Source organism: Kitasatospora sp. NPDC023176, assembly GCF_055560495.1.
The window spans coordinates 15,559-31,676 of record NZ_JBVHIP010000015.1 but is presented as its reverse complement, the minus strand read 5'-3'; the positions used below and the strand labels follow the sequence as shown (position 1 = coordinate 31,676).

The window sequence follows — 16,118 nt, the reverse complement described above, 5'->3', positions numbered from 1 at the left end:
CGACGGGTCAGGCGGTGCTGCCGGGGGTGGCGGCGGTGCCGTCCTGCTTGACGCCCTTGAGGATCTGGTCCAGCACCGAGGGGTCCGGGGCGGCCGGGTCGTCGTCGACGCCACCCTCGAAGACGACGTAACCGCCGCCCTTGGCCGGGACGGCGGCCAGCAGGACGTAGCCCTGGGTGCCGTCCGAGGTGCGGATGTGCCAGCGGGTGGCGTAGCCGAGCACGCCGGCGACGGTGACGTAGCCGGAACCGGAGTCGGTGTGCGAGGTGATCCCGGTGAAGATCGTCCCGGCGTAGCCCGCCATGGTGGCGTCGGCGGCCGCCTTCGGGGTGTCGCCCTGGACGGTGTCCTTCTCGATCGAGAACTGGCCGCGGATGCAGGAGTTGCCGTCGGCGCAGGTGTAGCGGCCGCTGCCGAGGTAGACGGTGGAGTGTGCGGAGTTGGCCGCCGCGTCCCAGCCGTCGAACACCGGGACGGTGATCGCGTGCTGCGGGTCCGGGACGGTGCTCTTGAGGGACGGGACGGGCTTGGGGGCGGCGGTGGTCGGGGTGGGGCTCGGCGACGGGCGGTCGCTCTGGGTGACCGTGACCGTGGGGTTCGGGGTCGGGTCCGCCGTGGTGTCCTGGCCGCTGTTGACCACGAGCCCGGCGATGATCCCGCCGACGACCAGCACGGCGACCGAGATGCCGACGATCACCCCGGTCCGGTTCCTGCCGGGGCCGGCCGGTGGCGGGTAGCCGTAGGCCGCGCCCGGGTAGGACGCCTGGCCCGGATAGGACGCCTGGCCCGGGTACGGCGTCTGGCCCGGGTACGGCGTCTGGCCCGGGTAGCCGTAGCCGGGGTTCTGGGCCGCGTCCTGGGCCGGGTAGCCGTAACCGGGGGCGGACGGGCCGCCCTGCGCCGGGTAGCCGTAGCCGGGCTGCGGTGGCTGCGGGGTGGCGGGCTGCCACTGCTGGGTCGGGGCGTCGGCGAGCTGTCCGGCGCCGCCCTGGAGCGGCCGGACCTCGTTGGTCCAGGCGTTGCCGTCCCACCAGCGCTCGTGACCGGGGGTGCCGTCCGCACCGGGGACCGGGTACCACCCGGGAGGCGTCGAGTTGCTCACGGGCGTACGGTACCCGGCTCGGTGGCGGTGCAGACAGGTCAGGTACGTCACGACTCCGCAGCACCCGATCTGACGCCCCATCGGCTCCCGGGGCAGGTTCAGTCGGTGAGTTGGCGGGCCATCCAGACGTCGTCCACGAAGCGACCGTCGATCAGGAACTCCTCGACCAGCACGCCCTCGACCACGAAGCCGCAGCTCTCGTACAGCCGGCGGGCCGGGGCGTTCCAGCCGAGCACCCGGAGGGTCATCTTGCGGGCGCCGTCCGCCCGGGCCGCCGCGCAGGTGGCCTCGATCAGCCGGCGGCCGATGCCCCGGCCCCGCACCGTGTCGTCGACGGCCAGACCCTGGATCTGCCGCACATGCCGGTTGACGGCCAGTGGCGTCGCCGGGACCTGGCGGACGTAACCGACGATCCGGCCGTCCAGCTCGGCGAGCAGGTACTGCTCGGGGGTGTGCCGCTCGTCGAAGACGCCGTCCGCCGTGGGCGGCTCCGAGGCTACGTCGGACAGGGTGGACCAGGAGGAGCGGTTGAGCTCGGCGAGGCCGCGATCGTCCTCGGGCCGGGCCGGGCGGATGGTCGGATCGTCTTCACGGGTCATGCCGGCTGATGCTAGTGGGGCGCGTGCGAGAGGTGACAGGCCATAAGAACTGCGAGGATGGGCCCATGCGCATCGCTGTCACAGGCTCCACGGGATTGATCGGTTCGGCGCTCGTCCGCTCCCTGCTGGCGGACGGCCACGAGGTGGTCCGGCTCGTCCGGCACCGCTCCAGGACCGGGCCGCAGCCCGACGGCAGCACCGCGATCGGCTGGAACCCGCTGCTCGGCGAGGTCGACCGGGAGGGGCTCGCCGGGGTCGAGGCGGCGGTGCACCTGGCCGGAGCCGGGGTCGGCGACCGCCGCTGGACGGACTCCTACAAGCGGGAGATCCGGGAGAGCCGGGTGTACGGCACCGAGACGCTGGCCGTCGCGCTGGCGGAGCTCAAGGAGCCGCCGAAGGTCCTGGTCAGCGCCTCCGCGGTCGGCTGGTACGGGCAGACCGGCGACCGGGTGATCGACGAGGACTCCCCCGCCGGGGACGACTTCCTGGCCGAGGTGTGCCTGGAGTGGGAGTCGGCCGCGCGGCCGGCCGAACGGGCCGGGATCCGGGTCGTCCACCCGCGCACCGGGATGGTGCTCTCCGCCGCGGGCGGTGCGGGCGGGCGGCTGTTCCCGCTGTTCAAGCTGGGCCTGGGCGGGCGGCTCGGCAGCGGGAAGCAGTACTGGAGCTACATCTCGCTGGCCGACGAGGTGGCCGCGTTGCGCTTCCTGCTCGACCGGGACGACCTCTCCGGCGCCTTCAACCTCACCGCGCCGGAGCCGGCCACCAACGCCGAGCTGACCGCGGCGCTCGGGCGGGCGCTGGGGCGGCCGACGCCGTTCCCGGTGCCGGAGGCGGTGCTCAAGGCGGTGCTCGGGGAGCTGGCGGTCGAGGTGGTCGGCAGCCACCGGGTGGTGCCGCGGCGGCTGCTCGACGCGGGATTCCGGTTCGCGCACCCGGACCTGGACTCGGCGGTGCGGGCGGCGCTCTGACGCCTCCCGGTGATGCCGTGACGCCTCCGCGGGCGGCGGTCCGCGGCCTCCGCGGCCTCCCGGTGATGCCGTGACGCCTCCGCGGGCGGCGCTGTGACGGTCTGTTCTGCGTAGTCCCCGTACGGCATTCGCCCTGACCAGGGGCATATGCCGGGCGGGGGTCGGACGGGGCTCCGGGAGGGGGCGCACGGGAGCACACGGCGGGCGCGTCGCACGCCCCCGGTGACCGTGCGCGCCCGCCGACCCGGTAACCCGGGCGCCACGGCGCACTGTCCGTGACCACGCCCCCGCGCGGGGGCGCACCACCCCTCCCGAGCCCCGCATCCGGTCCACCGCACTTGTCTGATGCTCACACTGACTGGGCATCACCTTCCTCGGACCGTGTCCCGGCACCCCGCTGCCTGCGTCGGCCGGAGCCCCGGGACCAGGGAGGGAGCACCCCAGTGCCCACGTACGACTTCACCCGCCGCGCCCGTCGCCCGTCCGACCCGGACGTCGTCGTGGTCGGCGCCGGACTCGCGGGCCTGGCCGCCGCCCGCGCACTCACCGGCCACGGCCTCACCGTCCAGGTCCTGGAGACCAGCGACCGGATCGGCGGCCGGATGGCCACCCGCGAACTGGACGGCTTCCGTCTCGACGACGGCAGCCACCTGCTGAACACCGCCTTCCCCGAACTGCGCCGGGCGCTCGACCTCGACCGTCTGGACCTGCGCCCGCTCGCGCCCGGCGTACTCGTGCACAGCGCCGGCCGCCGCTACCGCACCGGGGACCCACAGCTCACCGCCGCCCGGCAGGCCGCCCTCCGGGCCCCACTCGGCAGCCCGCTGGACAAGGCCCGCCTCGGCAGCTGGCTCGGCCGGCTCGCCACCACCCCGGCCGCCCGGCTGCAGGCCCGCCCGGAGACCACCGCCGCCCGCGCGCTGACCGGCCACGGACTCGCCCCGCGCACCGTCGACGGCTTCCTGCGCCCACTGCTGAGCGCCCTGCTCGGCGACCCGGCCCTCGGCACCAGCAGCCGGATCGCCGACCTGGTGCTGCGCTCCTACGCCCGAGGCCGGCTCTGTCTGCCCGCCGACGGGATCGCGGCCGTGCCCGCCCAGCTGGCCGCCGCGCTGCCCGCCGGCACCGTACGGACCGGGGTGCGGGTCACCTCGATCGGCGCCGACGGCGTGGAGACCCTCGCCCACGGGCGGATCGGCGCCCAGGCCGTGGTGGTCGCCACCGACGCCCGCTCCGCCGCCGGACTGCTGCCCGGACTGCGGGTGCCGGACTTCCACCCCGTCACCACCTTCTTCCACGCGGCCGACCGCGCCCCGGTCGGCGAGGCCGTCCTGCTGCTCGACGCCGACCGGCCGAACGGGCACCCGCCGCTGGTCTCGCACTCGCTGGTACTCAGCGAACTGCACCCGTCCTACGCCCCGGCCGGGCAGGCGCTGATCGCCACCACCGTGCTCGGGCGGCGCTCCTTCGACGCGGGCGGCCCGGCCACGCTGGAACCGGCCGTCCGGGCCCGGCTCGCCGCGCTGTACGGCGTCCCGACGGCGGACTGGCAGTTCCTCAGCGTGCGGCACGTCCCGGACGCGCTGCCGGCGATGCCGCCGCCGCACAACCCGCGCCGCCCGGTGCGGCTGCTGGCCGGCCTGTACGTCGCCGGGGACCACCGGGACACCAGCACCGTGCAGGGCGCGCTGGTCTCCGGGCGGCGGGCGGCCCGGGCGGTGCTGGGCGACCTCGGGCTGCCGGCCGGTGCGCGGGAGGCCGAGGCGGCGGCGTGAGGCCGGCGTCGCGGGGGGAACCCGGGCCGAGGGTGCTCCGGCGGAGGCGCTCGGGCTGAGGCCGGTCCGGCGGGGGCGCTCGGGCTGAGGCCGGTCCGGCGGGGCCCGACTCGACGGTGCTCCGGCGGGGGGAACGGACACGCCAGCGGTCTGCCGGGGTGACAGACCGACGGCGTGCCAGGATGCCTCGCATGACCGCTCTGGCCGCTCATCGGATGATTCCACCGGCTTCGACCGTTCGGCCGTACGCCCGGTGAGCGTCTCCGCCCAGCCGGTGGCGCTGATCCTGATCCCCGCCGCAGCCGTCGCCGCGCCCCTGCTCGCCGACCGGCTGCTGCGGTGGATCGCCGTACCCACCGTGGTGTTCGAGATCGTGCTCGGCGTGCTGATCGGCCCGGACGTCCTCGGCTGGGCGCACGTCGACGACCGGGTGAACGCGCTGTCCCAGTTCGGCCTGGCCATGCTGATGTTCCTGGCCGGGTACGAGATCGACTTCGCCAAGCTGCGCGGCGGCCCGCTGAAACGGGCGGGCACCGCGTGGCTGGTCTCGCTCGTACTGGCCCTCGGCATCGGCGCCCTGGTCGACCGGGACCCGTGGAACGGCGCCTTCGCCGGGCTCGTGCTCACCACCACCGCGCTCGGCACGATCCTGCCGATCCTCCGCGACTCCGGCGAACTGCCCACCCCCTTCGGCTCGTTGGTGATGGCCACCGGTGCCGTCGGCGAGTTCGGGCCGATCATCGCGATCGCCGTGCTGCTCAGCGGCAACTCCCCGGCCCGGACCGCGATCATCCTCGGCGCCTTCGCGGTGATCACCGCCGTCGCCGTCCTCGGCGCCCGCCGGCCGCGCCCGGCCTGGGCCACCCGGCTGATCGAGCGCACCCTGCGCACCTCCGGGCAGTTCGCGATCCGGGCGGTGATCCTGGTGCTCGCCGTCATGGTCGCGGCCGCGCTCTGGCTCGACCTGGACATGCTGCTCGGTGCCTTCACCGCCGGGATCGTCTCCCGGCTGCTGCTCTCCGACATCCGGCAGGCCGAGGAGGAGGTGATCGAGGCCAAGCTGGAGAGCATCGGCTTCGGCTTCCTGGTGCCGATCTTCTTCGTGGTCAGCGGGATGAACTTCGACCTGGACGCGCTGCTGGACGACCCCGGCACGCTGCTGCTCGTCCCGGCGTTCCTGCTCCTGTTCCTCGCCGTGCGCGGCGTGCCGGCCGCGCTGCTCACCCCGCCCGGGTTCGGCGGGCGGGACCGTACGGCGCTCGGGATGTACGCGGCGACGGCGCTGCCGCTGGTCGTGGTGATCACCACGATCGAGGTGGAGGCCGGGCACCTGCCGTCCTCGACGGCGGCGGCGCTGGTGGGCGCCGGCATGCTGTCGGTACTGGTGTTCCCGCTGGCGGCGCAGCGGGTGCGGGGCGGGGTGCGACCGTCGGCGGCCGCCGACGGCGAGCAGCCGAGGGTCCGGGCCGAGAGCTGGTGAGCTCCCGGCCCTCGTACACCCGGTTCGGTCAGATCACGCCCGCCTGGCGGGCCGTCTCCTCGAAGGCGCGGGCCACCTGGCTGCCCCGGTAGGGGGTGAGGCGGCGGTGGAAGTCCCGGACGTACTCCAGCGAGCGGGCCGAGCGCATCTCCGCCGCCGCCCGCAGCGCGTCGGTGGCCATGGTGCAGGCCTCGTCGAGGTCCCCCATGCCGAGCCGGGCGGTGGCCAGCACCAGCCGGCAGAAGATCCGGCTGCGCGCGTAGGCGGGCGAACGCAGCCGCAGCGACTTCTCGGCGTGCTGCGCGGCGGTGCGCCACTGCTGGAGGTCGCGGTAGCAGTGGGCGAACTCGTCGGAGAGCTGGGCCTCGTCGAAGTACCGCGCCCAGGAGGGCAGTTCGTCGCCCGCACGGGAGGCAGCGAGCGAACGTTCGGCCCGGACCAGCGCGGTGGTGCAGGACCGGACGTCGCCCAGCAGGCCGTGCCCGCGCGCCTCCGCGGCATGCATCAGCGACTGGACCACCGGCGGGACGGCGGTACCGACGCCCTGCTGGGCGACCCGGGCGAGCTGGACGGCCTCCCGGCCGTGCCCCAGGTGGACGGCCTGCTGGCTCATCGTCACCAGGACGTAGCCGCCGAGCGCGCGGTCCCCGGCGGCCTGGGAGAGGCGCAGCGCCTGGACGAAGTAGCGCTGGGCGAGGCCGTGCGCGGCGATGTCGAAGGACGTCCAGCCGGCCAGCCTGGTCAGGTCGGCGACGGCGCCGAACAGGGCGCGGCCGATCTGTTCGCCGTAGCGGCCGCGCAGCATCGGCTCGGCCTCGCTCTCCAGGTAGCGGACCAGGGCCTGACGGGCGTGGCCGCCGCCGTAGGCGTGGTCGAGCGCCCGGAAGAGGTCGCCGACGGCGCGGATGGCGGCGATGTCGCCGCGGCCGACCCGCAGGGTGGGGCGGGCGTCGCGGGTCGGGTCGGTGTACGGCGGTTCGACGGCGGCGGGCGGGCGGCGGCTCTGGGTGGGCACCCGGCCGATGGTGGCGGCGGTGCCGGTCGTCCCGGCGGTGCTGCGGGCGCCGGGAGTGCCCGGGGTGCCGGTCGTGCCCGGGGTGCCGGTCGTGCCCGGGGCACCGGTGGGCTGGAGGCGCGGCGGGCCGGCGACGGGCGAGCCCGGACCGTGCGGACCCGGTGCGGGCCCGGTGGTGGCGCCCGGCGGGCCGGCGGCGGCGGCGTCCGGGCGGGTCAGGGTGGAGCCGTCCCGGGCGACCCGCTCGTCGGTGCGGCCGATCAGCCAGTCCCGGCTGGGGACGACCAGGCCCGCCGGGGTGAAGGCGATCCGGCGCAGCTCGGACTGGGGGCCGTTGTCCTTGCGCCACATGCTCGCCACGATGTCCACCGCCTCCTGCGGGGTCTCGGCGAACTCCAGGCCCGCGTAGACCGGGGCGCAGGCATCCAGGCCGAGGTCCTGGGCGGTGAGGCGGCGGCCGAGGCGGCGGGTGAAGACCTCGGCGATCAGCGCCGGGGTGGCGCCGCGGGGCTGCTGGCCGCGCAGCCAGCGGGTGACCGAGGTCTTGTCGTAGCGCAGGTCGAGGCCGTGCTCCAGGCCGAGCTGGTCGACCCGGCGGGCCAGGCCGGCGTGCGAGAACCCGGCCTCCTCGATCAGGGCGGCGAGCTGGCCGTTCTGCGGGGTCGGGCCGGAGTGGCCGGTGTGGCTGCCGTGGCCGCTGACGGTCGCGGGGGCGGGTGCGGCGGTGGCTTCGTGCCGGGCGGGTGTGGCCTGCGCGGGCAGCCGCAGTTCGTCGGCGGTCGGGGCGTCGGCGGTCAGGGCGTCGGCGGTCAGGGTGTCCGCGGTCAGGGTGTCCGCGGTCAACGTGTCGGCGGTCAGGGCGTCGGGGGCGTCCGGAAGGCCCCGACCGACCGGGCCTCGGCGCTGGCCGAGCGGGTCGAGCGGTCCGTACGCCGGGCTGTCGGTTACAGGCCGTTGGGGCATGTCAGTCAACACCTCTCGGACGTCGCACCGGGCTCCACCAGCAGTTCGGCTCGCCCGGGGCGGCGCCCCCTGTCGGGAATCGGCGTGAATGTAGCGAGCATTCGGGCGCTATGGGTGGATCTGACCGAGCAATCCTCCGAACGGGTGAAGCATCCGCGCCCATTGTGGGGAAGCGGGGCCACGATGGGTTTGGCCTTCCGGGGTCGAACCGTCAACCGGCACCGGTGGTGGTTGACGCCATGACGCACCGGGATGCTGTGTCGGCCTGCCACATGGGAGCCGCGCCGCCGGATTCCTACCGTTCTCGGCCATGGACACCTCTACTGCCCGCCCGCTCGACGGCCGCACGGCCCTGGTCACCGGGGCCGCCTCGGGCATCGGCCGGGCTTGCACCGAAGCCCTCGCCGGAGCCGGCGCCCGGGTCTACGTCGTCGACCTCGCGGCCGGCCCGGCGCGGGAACTCGCGGACCGGATCGGCGGACACGCAATCGTCGCGGACCTCGCCGACCCCGAGGCCGTGGACGCCCTGCCGGCCGACGCCGACATCGTGGTCAACAACGCCGGCCTCCAACACGTCGCGCCCGTGCACGAGTTCCCCGTCGAACGCTTCACCCTCATCCAACGCGTCATGGTCGAGGCCCCGTTCCGGATCCTGCGCCGCACCCTCCCCCACATGTACGAGCGGGAGTGGGGCCGGATCGTCAACATCTCCTCCGTCCACGGCCTGCGCGCCAGCGCCTTCAAGTCCGCCTACGTCACCGCCAAGCACGCCCTGGAGGGCCTCAGCAAGACCGTCGCCCTGGAGGGCGCCCCGTACGGCGTCACCAGCAACTGCCTCAACCCGGGGTACGTCCGAACTCCCCTGGTGGAGAAGCAGATCGCCGCCCAGGCGCTGGCCCACGGCATCCCCGAGGACGAGGTCGTCGAGCGGATCATGCTCGACCGCACCGCCGTCAAGCGCCTCATCGAACCCTCCGAGGTCGCCCAACTCGCCCTCTGGCTCTGCTCCCCCGCCGCCGCCTACATCACGGGCGCCAGCCTGCCCATCGACGGCGGATGGACGGCGCACTGAGACGGAGCAGAAGAAACGGAGCGGAGGAGGAGGACGTCACCGCGCCCTCCCCGTCTCGCGGCGGAGGCTTCTTGTGCAGCGGACGCTCCTGTGCACGGAAAGTCGGGCCCGTCGACTCCCCGTGCACCACCACACCGAGCGGCCCGCGCCCCAGACCCCGGGGCGCGGGCCGTCGTCCATTGGTCATGGAGCTGTTCGCCACCTGCCGCCCGGGGACTGTGTGGGTCGGTCACATAGGCGCTGGAGCGTGGGGTTCCTACCTTGTGGCGACATCGTCCCCCGTCTGGAAGTGGTGACCATGAACGCCCCCAACCCTGGTTCGTCGGCGACCAGTTCACTCCCGCGAGTGGTAGCCGCGAGTCTGATCGGCACGACGATCGAGTGGTATGACTATTTCGTGTACGGAACAGCTGCGGCGCTGGTGTTCGGGAAGGTGTTCTTCCCCCACAGTGATCCGCTGACCGGGACGCTGCTGTCGTTCCTGACGTGCGCGATCGGGTTCGCGGCGCGCCCGCTCGGAGCGCTGGTGTTCGGGCACTTCGGGGACCGGGTGGGGCGGAAGAAGCTGCTGGTGGTGAGCCTGCTGCTGATGGGCGGGTCGACGACGGCGATCGGGCTGCTGCCGACGTACGACTCGGTCGGGGTGGCGGCGCCGGTGCTGCTGACGGCGCTGCGGCTGGTGCAGGGTTTCGCGCTCGGCGGGGAGTGGGGCGGAGCGGTGCTGCTGGTGTCGGAGCACGGGGACCAACGGCGACGGGGGTTCTGGGCGTCCTGGCCGCAGGGCGGGGCGCCGGCCGGGAACCTGCTGGCGGCCGGGGTGCTGTCGCTGATGACGGCGGTGCAGTCGGAGAGCGCGTTCCTGGCGTGGGGGTGGCGGGTGCCGTTCCTGCTGTCTGCGCTACTGGTCGGGGTCGGGATGTGGATCCGGCTGGCGGTGGAGGAGTCGCCGCTGTTCCAGCAGGCGATGGCCGCGCAGAAGGAGAAGAAGAGCGGGCGGGCCACCGAACAGGCCCCGCTGGTGGGGGTGTTGCGGCACCACTGGCGGGAGGTGCTGGTGGCCATGGGCGCGCGGATGGCGGAGAACATCTCGTACTACGTGATGACGACCTTCGTGCTCACCTACGCCGTCACCCACGCCCACTTCGACAAGCAGAGCGCGCTGAACGCCGTCCTGATCGCCTCGGCGATCCAGTTCGCGCTGATCCCGCTGTTCGGCGCACTGTCCGACCGGGTCGGGCGCAAGCCGGTGTACCTGGTGGGTGCGGCCGGGGTCGGGGTCTGGGCGTTCGTGTTCTTCGGGATGGTGGACACCAGGTCGTTCGCGCAGCTGGTGGTCGCCGTGACCGTCGGCCTGGTGTTCCACAGCGCGATGTACGCACCGCAGGCGGCGTTCTTCTCCGAGCTGTTCGCGACCCGGCTGCGGTACTCGGGCGCCTCGATCGGGGCCCAGTTCGCCTCGGTGGTGGCCGGCGCGCCCGCCCCGCTGATCGCGACCGCGCTGCTCAAGGACTACGGCAGCGCCACACCGATATCGGTGTACGTGGCCGCCGCGGCGGCGCTCACCGTACTGGCGGTGCTGTGCGCGCGGGAGACCAGGGGCCGGGATCTGGCGGAGGTCGAGGAGGGCGAGTCGGCGGACGCCGCCGCGGTCGGAAAGCCCGCTGTGGCCTGAGGGTTGAGCCGATAGCATCGCGATTTCTCGGAGACGAGGGAGCGAGGGGACGAGGGAACGACCGGACAACGGAAGTGACAGGACGACGGAACGACCGAACGACCGAACGACCGAACCGCGGAACGACGGACCACCGAACCGACGCCGATTGGCGGCCCGCACCATGAACCACCCCGACGACAGCGCCGCGCCCGCCCTACGGCGGCTGCTCGACCTGCTCGCCTCCGGCGCCGCCACCGAGGACTTCGCCGAGGTGCTGGCCGACGCCCGCCGCCGCGGGGCGCCGGCCGGCGTCCTCGCCGAGATCGACGGCGCCACCTGGCAGGCCCTCCGGGTCCACCGCACCCTGCGTCAACACCGGCGCCGCGAGGCCGAGTTGACGGCCCTGTTCGACACCGCCGGAGACCTCGCCGCCTCCCGCGACCTGGACGCCGTGCTGCAGGCCATCGTCCGCCGGGCCCGGATGCTGCTCGGCACCGACACCGCGTACCTGACCCTGCCGGACGTCGCCGCCGGTGACACCTACATGCGGGTCACCGACGGCTCGGTCTCCGTCTTGTTCCAGACCCTGCGGCTCAGCCTCGGCGACGGCCTGGGCGGGCTGGTCGCCCAGACCGCCCGCCCCTACGCCACCCCCGACTACCGCACCGACGAACGCTTCCACCACACCGGCACGATCGACGCCGGGGTGCTGGACGAGGGCCTGGTGGCGATCATCGGCGTGCCGCTGCTGCTCGGCGGGGACGTCATCGGCGTGCTGTTCGCCGCCGACCGCTCGCCGCGCGCCTTCTCCCCCGACGAGGTCGCCCTGCTCTGCACCCTGGCCGCGCACGCCGCGATCGCCCTGGACACCGCCAAGTCACTGGCCGACACCCGGGCCGCGCTCGCCGAGCTGAACGCCGCCAACGAGCTGGTCCGGGCGCACTCCGCCGCCGTCCAGCGCGCCGAGCAGGCCCACGACCGGCTCACCGACCTGGTGCTGCGCGGCGCCGAGGTGCCGGACGTGGCCGCCGCCGTCGCCCACCTGCTGGGCGGGGAGATAGCGGTACTGGACGCCGAGGGCGAGCCGCTGGCCGGGCGGCCCGCCGCCGAACTCGCCGGGGCGGTGGCCGCCTCCCGCGCCGAGGGCCGGTCCGTACGGCACGGCGAGCTGTGGGTGTGCGCCGCACTGGCCGGGCACGACGCGCTCGGCACCCTGGTGCTTCGCGGCCGGCCCGACCTCGACGACGCCGACCGGCGGCTGTTCGAGCGGGCTGGCGTCGTGACGGCGCTGCTCCTGCTACTGCGCCGCTCGGTGGCGGAGACCGAGAACCGGGTCCGCGGCGAGCTGCTCACCGACCTGCTCACCGCCCCCGAGCGCGACCCGGCCGGGCTCACCGCGCGCGGCCGCCGGCTCGGCGTCGACCTCGCCCGGCCGCACCTGGTGCTGGCCGCGGAGCCCGCCGACGGCGGCGACCGGGGACGGCTGGCGGGCGCGGCCCGGCGGTACCTGTTCGGCTCCCGCGGCGTCAGCGCCGAGCACGGCGAGACGGTCGTCCTGCTGGTGCCCGCCGTACCGGACGGCACCGACGACCCCGAGGAGACCGCCCGGCGGGCCGCCGAGCGACTGGCCCGGCTCTCGGGCTTCCCGGTCACCGTCGGGGCCGGCCGCCCCGCCGCCGGCCCGGCCGCGCTGGCCGCCTCGTACGCCGAGGGCGTGCGCTGCGTACGGGCCCTGCGGGTGCTCGGCCGCGCCGGGGAGGGCGCCTCAGCCCGGGCCCTCGGCTTCCTCGGGGTGCTGCTCGGCGACGGCCACGACGTGGACGGCTTCGTCGGCGCCACGCTCGGCCCGCTGCTCGCCTACGACGCCCGGCGCGGCACCGAGCTGGTGCGCACCCTGCGGGCCTACTTCGACTGCGGCGGCAGCCTCACCCGGGCCAAGGACGAGCTGCACGTCCACGTGAACACGGTGGTGCAGCGACTGGACCGGGTCGAGGCGCTGCTGGGGCAGGACTGGAACCACCCGGAACGCTCGCTGGAACTGCAGCTGGCCCTGCGGCTGCAGCTGCTCGCCGGAGGCGGGGACGGGGACGGGGACGGCTGAACGGGACGACCGGACGGGACGGTCGAACGAGACAGCCGAACGGGACCGCCGAACGGACGAGACGACCGGACGGGACGGCCGAACGGGACGGCCGAACGGGACGGCCGAACGGGTGACGCGGGCGTGGGCGTACAGTGGCGAGGTTGGTCTCGAACGCCTGGCAAGGAGCGGCAGCGGTGAGCGAGAACGTACGTTTCGTTCGAATGGGCATAGGCGAGCAGGTCGTCCCGTACGAGGAGGCGTGGGAGGAGCAGCAGCGACTGCACGCGCTGCGGGTCGCGGACGAGATCCCCGACACCGTGCTGCTGCTGGAGCACCCGCCCGTGTACACCATGGGCAAGCGCACCAACCCCGCCGACCTGCCGCTGGACGGCACCCCGGTGGTCGAGGTCAACCGGGGCGGCGAGATCACCTGGCACGGCCCCGGCCAGCTGGTCGGCTACCCGATCGTCAAGCTGCCCGACCCGATCGACGTGATCGCGTACGTCCGCCGGCTGGAGGAGGCGCTGATCCGCGCCGCCGCCGACTTCGGCATCGGGACCACCAGGGTCGAGGGCCGCAGCGGGGTCTGGGTGCTCGGCGAGAACCTCCCGGACGCCGTGGTGGACCCGTCCGAGGTGGTGGACATCGGCAAGCTCACCCTGCGGATGGGCCTGCCGCTGGGCATCGACCCGCGACTGGCCGGGCCCGAGTACGCGCCGTCCAACGCCGGGCAGCGCGGCGGCGACCGCAAGCTCGCCGCGATCGGCGTGCGGGTCGCCCGCGGAGTGACCATGCACGGCTTCGCGCTCAACTGCGACCCGGACATGACGTACTTCGACAAGATCGTGCCGTGCGGCATCCGGGACGCGGGCGTCGCCTCGCTGGCCGGCGAGCTGGGGCGGGACTTCCCGGTGGGCGAGGCGGCACCGTCGGTCGAGCGGCACCTGAGGGACGTCCTCGCCGAGCTGCCGGAGCCGGCGCTCAGCCGCTGAGCCCTCCCGCCCATAGGGAATCTACTGGCCAGTAGCCGTGTTGCCCTGCGATTGCAGGGCGGCAGGCCCGGCATAGGCCGTACAACCACAGGCGTACCCTGGGGGTACCCCGTCTAGTTCTAGGAGTCGCACGTGTCCGCTGTCGCGCCCGACGGCAGGAAGCTGCTCCGCCTGGAGGTCCGCAACAGCGAGACCCCCATCGAGCGGAAGCCCGAGTGGATCAAGACCCGCGCGAAGATGGGCCCGGAGTACAACGCCCTCCAGTCGCTGGTGAAGAAGGAGGGGCTGCACACGGTCTGCCAGGAGGCCGGCTGTCCCAACATCTTCGAGTGCTGGGAGGACCGCGAGGCGACCTTCCTCATCGGCGGTGACCAGTGCACCCGCCGCTGCGACTTCTGCCAGATCGACACCGGCAAGCCCGCCGAGTTCGACCGCGACGAGCCCCGCCGGGTCGCCGAGTCCATCGTCACCATGGACCTCAACTACGCCACCATCACCGGCGTCGCCCGCGACGACCTGGAGGACGGCGGCGCCTGGCTGTACGCCGAGACCGTCCGCCAGGTGCACGCGATGACCGCCGAGCGCGCCACCGGCCGCACCGGCGTCGAGCTGCTCATCCCCGACTTCAACGCCGTCCCCGAGCAGCTCGCCGAGGTCTTCTCCTCCCGCCCCGAGGTGCTCGCGCACAACGTCGAGACGGTCCCGCGGATCTTCAAGCGGATCCGCCCGGCCTTCCGCTACGAGCGCTCCCTGGACGTCATCACCCAGGCCCGCGCGGCCGGACTGGTCACCAAGTCCAACCTGATCCTGGGCATGGGCGAGACCCGCGAGGAGGTCAGCCAGGCGCTGGCCGACCTGGTCGGGGCCGGCTGCGAGCTGATCACCATCACCCAGTACCTGCGGCCCTCGCTGCGCCACCACCCGGTCGAGCGCTGGGTGAAGCCGCAGGAGTTCGTCGAACTCCAGGAGGAGGCCGAGGAGCTGGGCTTCGCCGGAGTCATGTCGGGCCCGCTGGTGCGTTCCTCGTACCGGGCCGGACGGCTGTACCGGCAGGCGCTGGAGCGGCGCGAGCAGGCGGCGGTCTGACCTCGGCGTCGGCTTCCAGCCACGTGAACCATCGGAAGGGCGGAGCCGAGGCTCCGCCCTTCCGGGTTTCACCGTGCTTTGACTGCCTGGTCACGGACTGGTAACACGGGGTGGGGACGATGGACGCCTGGTAGGCGTTCGATTCTTCTCAGCCACGACCGGCCATGACGAGCTACGACCGGCCATGACCAGCACAACCAGCCACGACCCGTCGCGAGCGGTCGCGACCGTCGCGAGAGGAGCTGTTCGGGATGCAGATGCAGGCGCGGATCCGGTCGGTGGGGGCGGCGCTGCGGTTCGCCGAGAGCGTCCTGCTGGCACCCGGACAGCGGCACGCGCGCCGCAACGCCTGGGTGGCGGTATGCGAGAACCGCGAGCACGCGGCCGACCGGCGGCACGACGCGGGCGCCACGACCAGGGCTACGGACGGCCTCGGAGCACGCTCCGTAGGGCAGTGAGGCCCTGACGTCGCTGTGTGCGACGGCGCAGGTCGCTGAGCGCGACCGTACGCGGTCGCCCGGGTCACGGTTCGGACGAACGGGTACCCGGGCTTGGATATCCCGTACCCGTGCCACGTACCATGAGCGTTATGGCGAGGGAAACATCCGAGAACCCCGGGCGACTGAAGCAGATTCGCCTGGCATACACCATGACCAAGAAGGTCGACACCAAGATCGGCCTGATCATCGCCGGCGTCGGCCTGCTGACCTTCGGCGTGTTCCTCGCCATCGGCTTCGCAATCGACCACCCCATCTACCTGGGCATCCTGGGCTTCATCGTGGCCGTCCTGGCCATGGCGATCGTCTTCGGGCGCCGGGCCGAACGCGCCGCGTTCGGACAGATGGAGGGACAGCCGGGCGCCGTAGCTGCGGTGCTGAACAACATCCGGCGCGGCTGGAGCTCCAACTCCACCCCGGTCGCGGTCACCCGTAACCAGGACGCGGTCTACCGCGCCGTGGGCCGGGCCGGCATCGCGCTGATCGGCGAGGGCAACCCGAACCGGGTGCGCCAGCTGCTGGCCTCCGAGAAGAAGAAGATGGCCCGTGTGGTCGGCGACGTGCCGGTGCACGACATCGTGGTGGGCAACGGCGAGGGCGAGATCCCGCTGAAGAAGCTGCAGATCCACCTGATGCGCCTGCCCCGCGCCATCACCGCCGCCCAGGTCACCGAGACCAACGACCGCCTGCGCGCGCTGGGCGACCTGCTCTCCAAGGCGCCGATCCCCAAGGGCCCGATGCCCAAGGGCGCCCGGATGCCCAAGGGCGGCCAGGTCCGCTGACCGTCCCCCTCCGCTGACGACACCAGAACGGCCCCGCCCCGGATCTT

General features: G+C 73.8%; 13 protein-coding genes. 10 read left to right on the top strand and 3 right to left on the bottom strand.

The features are described 5' to 3' along the window. Positions 1-7: 7 nt before the first annotated feature. Positions 8-1,102, bottom strand: coding sequence for a DUF2510 domain-containing protein (locus ACZ3YL_RS21115; protein ID WP_465659050.1), 1,095 nt, complete (start codon positions 1,100-1,102; stop codon positions 8-10). Positions 1,103-1,200: 98 nt separating this feature from the next. Continuing rightward, complete coding sequence (locus ACZ3YL_RS21110; protein ID WP_465659048.1) at positions 1,201-1,701, bottom strand: GNAT family N-acetyltransferase; 501 nt, start codon at positions 1,699-1,701, stop codon at positions 1,201-1,203. A gap of 65 nt (positions 1,702-1,766) precedes the next feature. Between ACZ3YL_RS21110 and ACZ3YL_RS21105 the strand changes: the two genes are divergently transcribed. The 3 genes from ACZ3YL_RS21105 to ACZ3YL_RS21095 all read left to right on the top strand — a co-directional run bounded on the left by ACZ3YL_RS21105 (position 1,767) and on the right by ACZ3YL_RS21095 (position 5,927). Beyond that, positions 1,767-2,672 carry a TIGR01777 family oxidoreductase gene (locus ACZ3YL_RS21105; protein ID WP_465659046.1) on the top strand — a complete coding sequence of 302 codons (906 nt, stop codon included), beginning with the start codon at positions 1,767-1,769 and terminating at the stop codon, positions 2,670-2,672. A 443-nt stretch (positions 2,673-3,115) separates the two neighbouring features. Then, positions 3,116-4,447, top strand: coding sequence for an NAD(P)/FAD-dependent oxidoreductase (locus ACZ3YL_RS21100; RefSeq protein WP_465659044.1), 1,332 nt, complete (start codon positions 3,116-3,118; stop codon positions 4,445-4,447). Positions 4,448-4,700: 253 nt separating this feature from the next. Beyond that, positions 4,701-5,927, top strand: a complete 1,227-nt coding sequence (locus ACZ3YL_RS21095; protein ID WP_188306636.1) for a cation:proton antiporter — start codon at positions 4,701-4,703, stop codon at positions 5,925-5,927. Between the two features lie 28 nt (positions 5,928-5,955). On the opposite strand, the gene ACZ3YL_RS21090 is transcribed toward ACZ3YL_RS21095, so the two are convergent. Further along, the gene (locus ACZ3YL_RS21090) at positions 5,956-7,905 is read right to left on the bottom strand and encodes a regulator (protein WP_465659042.1); all 1,950 of its coding nucleotides are present in this window, start codon (positions 7,903-7,905) and stop codon (positions 5,956-5,958) included. 310 nt (positions 7,906-8,215) lie between these two features. Between ACZ3YL_RS21090 and ACZ3YL_RS21085 the strand changes: the two genes are divergently transcribed. The 7 genes from ACZ3YL_RS21085 to ACZ3YL_RS21055 all read left to right on the top strand — a co-directional run bounded on the left by ACZ3YL_RS21085 (position 8,216) and on the right by ACZ3YL_RS21055 (position 16,071). Beyond that, positions 8,216-8,977, top strand: coding sequence for a 3-hydroxybutyrate dehydrogenase (locus ACZ3YL_RS21085; protein ID WP_465659040.1), 762 nt, complete (start codon positions 8,216-8,218; stop codon positions 8,975-8,977). Between the two features lie 298 nt (positions 8,978-9,275). Further along, positions 9,276-10,649 (top strand): MFS transporter, encoded by a 1,374-nt coding sequence (locus ACZ3YL_RS21080; RefSeq protein ID WP_465659038.1) that lies wholly within the window; start codon positions 9,276-9,278, stop codon positions 10,647-10,649. 163 nt (positions 10,650-10,812) lie between these two features. Then, positions 10,813-12,732: a helix-turn-helix domain-containing protein gene (locus ACZ3YL_RS21075; RefSeq protein WP_465659036.1), complete on the top strand. Its 1,920-nt coding sequence runs from the start codon at positions 10,813-10,815 to the stop codon at positions 12,730-12,732. A gap of 203 nt (positions 12,733-12,935) precedes the next feature. Further along, positions 12,936-13,706 (top strand): lipoyl(octanoyl) transferase LipB, encoded by a 771-nt coding sequence (lipB, locus tag ACZ3YL_RS21070; protein WP_188302375.1) that lies wholly within the window; start codon positions 12,936-12,938, stop codon positions 13,704-13,706. Positions 13,707-13,838: 132 nt separating this feature from the next. After that, positions 13,839-14,792: a lipoyl synthase gene (gene lipA / locus ACZ3YL_RS21065; protein ID WP_188302371.1), complete on the top strand. Its 954-nt coding sequence runs from the start codon at positions 13,839-13,841 to the stop codon at positions 14,790-14,792. 251 nt (positions 14,793-15,043) lie between these two features. Beyond that, entirely contained in the window at positions 15,044-15,250 is a 207-nt protein-coding gene (locus ACZ3YL_RS21060; RefSeq protein ID WP_188302370.1) for a hypothetical protein, read from the top strand. A gap of 122 nt (positions 15,251-15,372) precedes the next feature. Beyond that, the gene (locus ACZ3YL_RS21055; protein WP_411292870.1) at positions 15,373-16,071 is read left to right on the top strand and encodes a DUF4191 domain-containing protein; all 699 of its coding nucleotides are present in this window, start codon (positions 15,373-15,375) and stop codon (positions 16,069-16,071) included. Positions 16,072-16,118 lie beyond the last annotated feature (47 nt).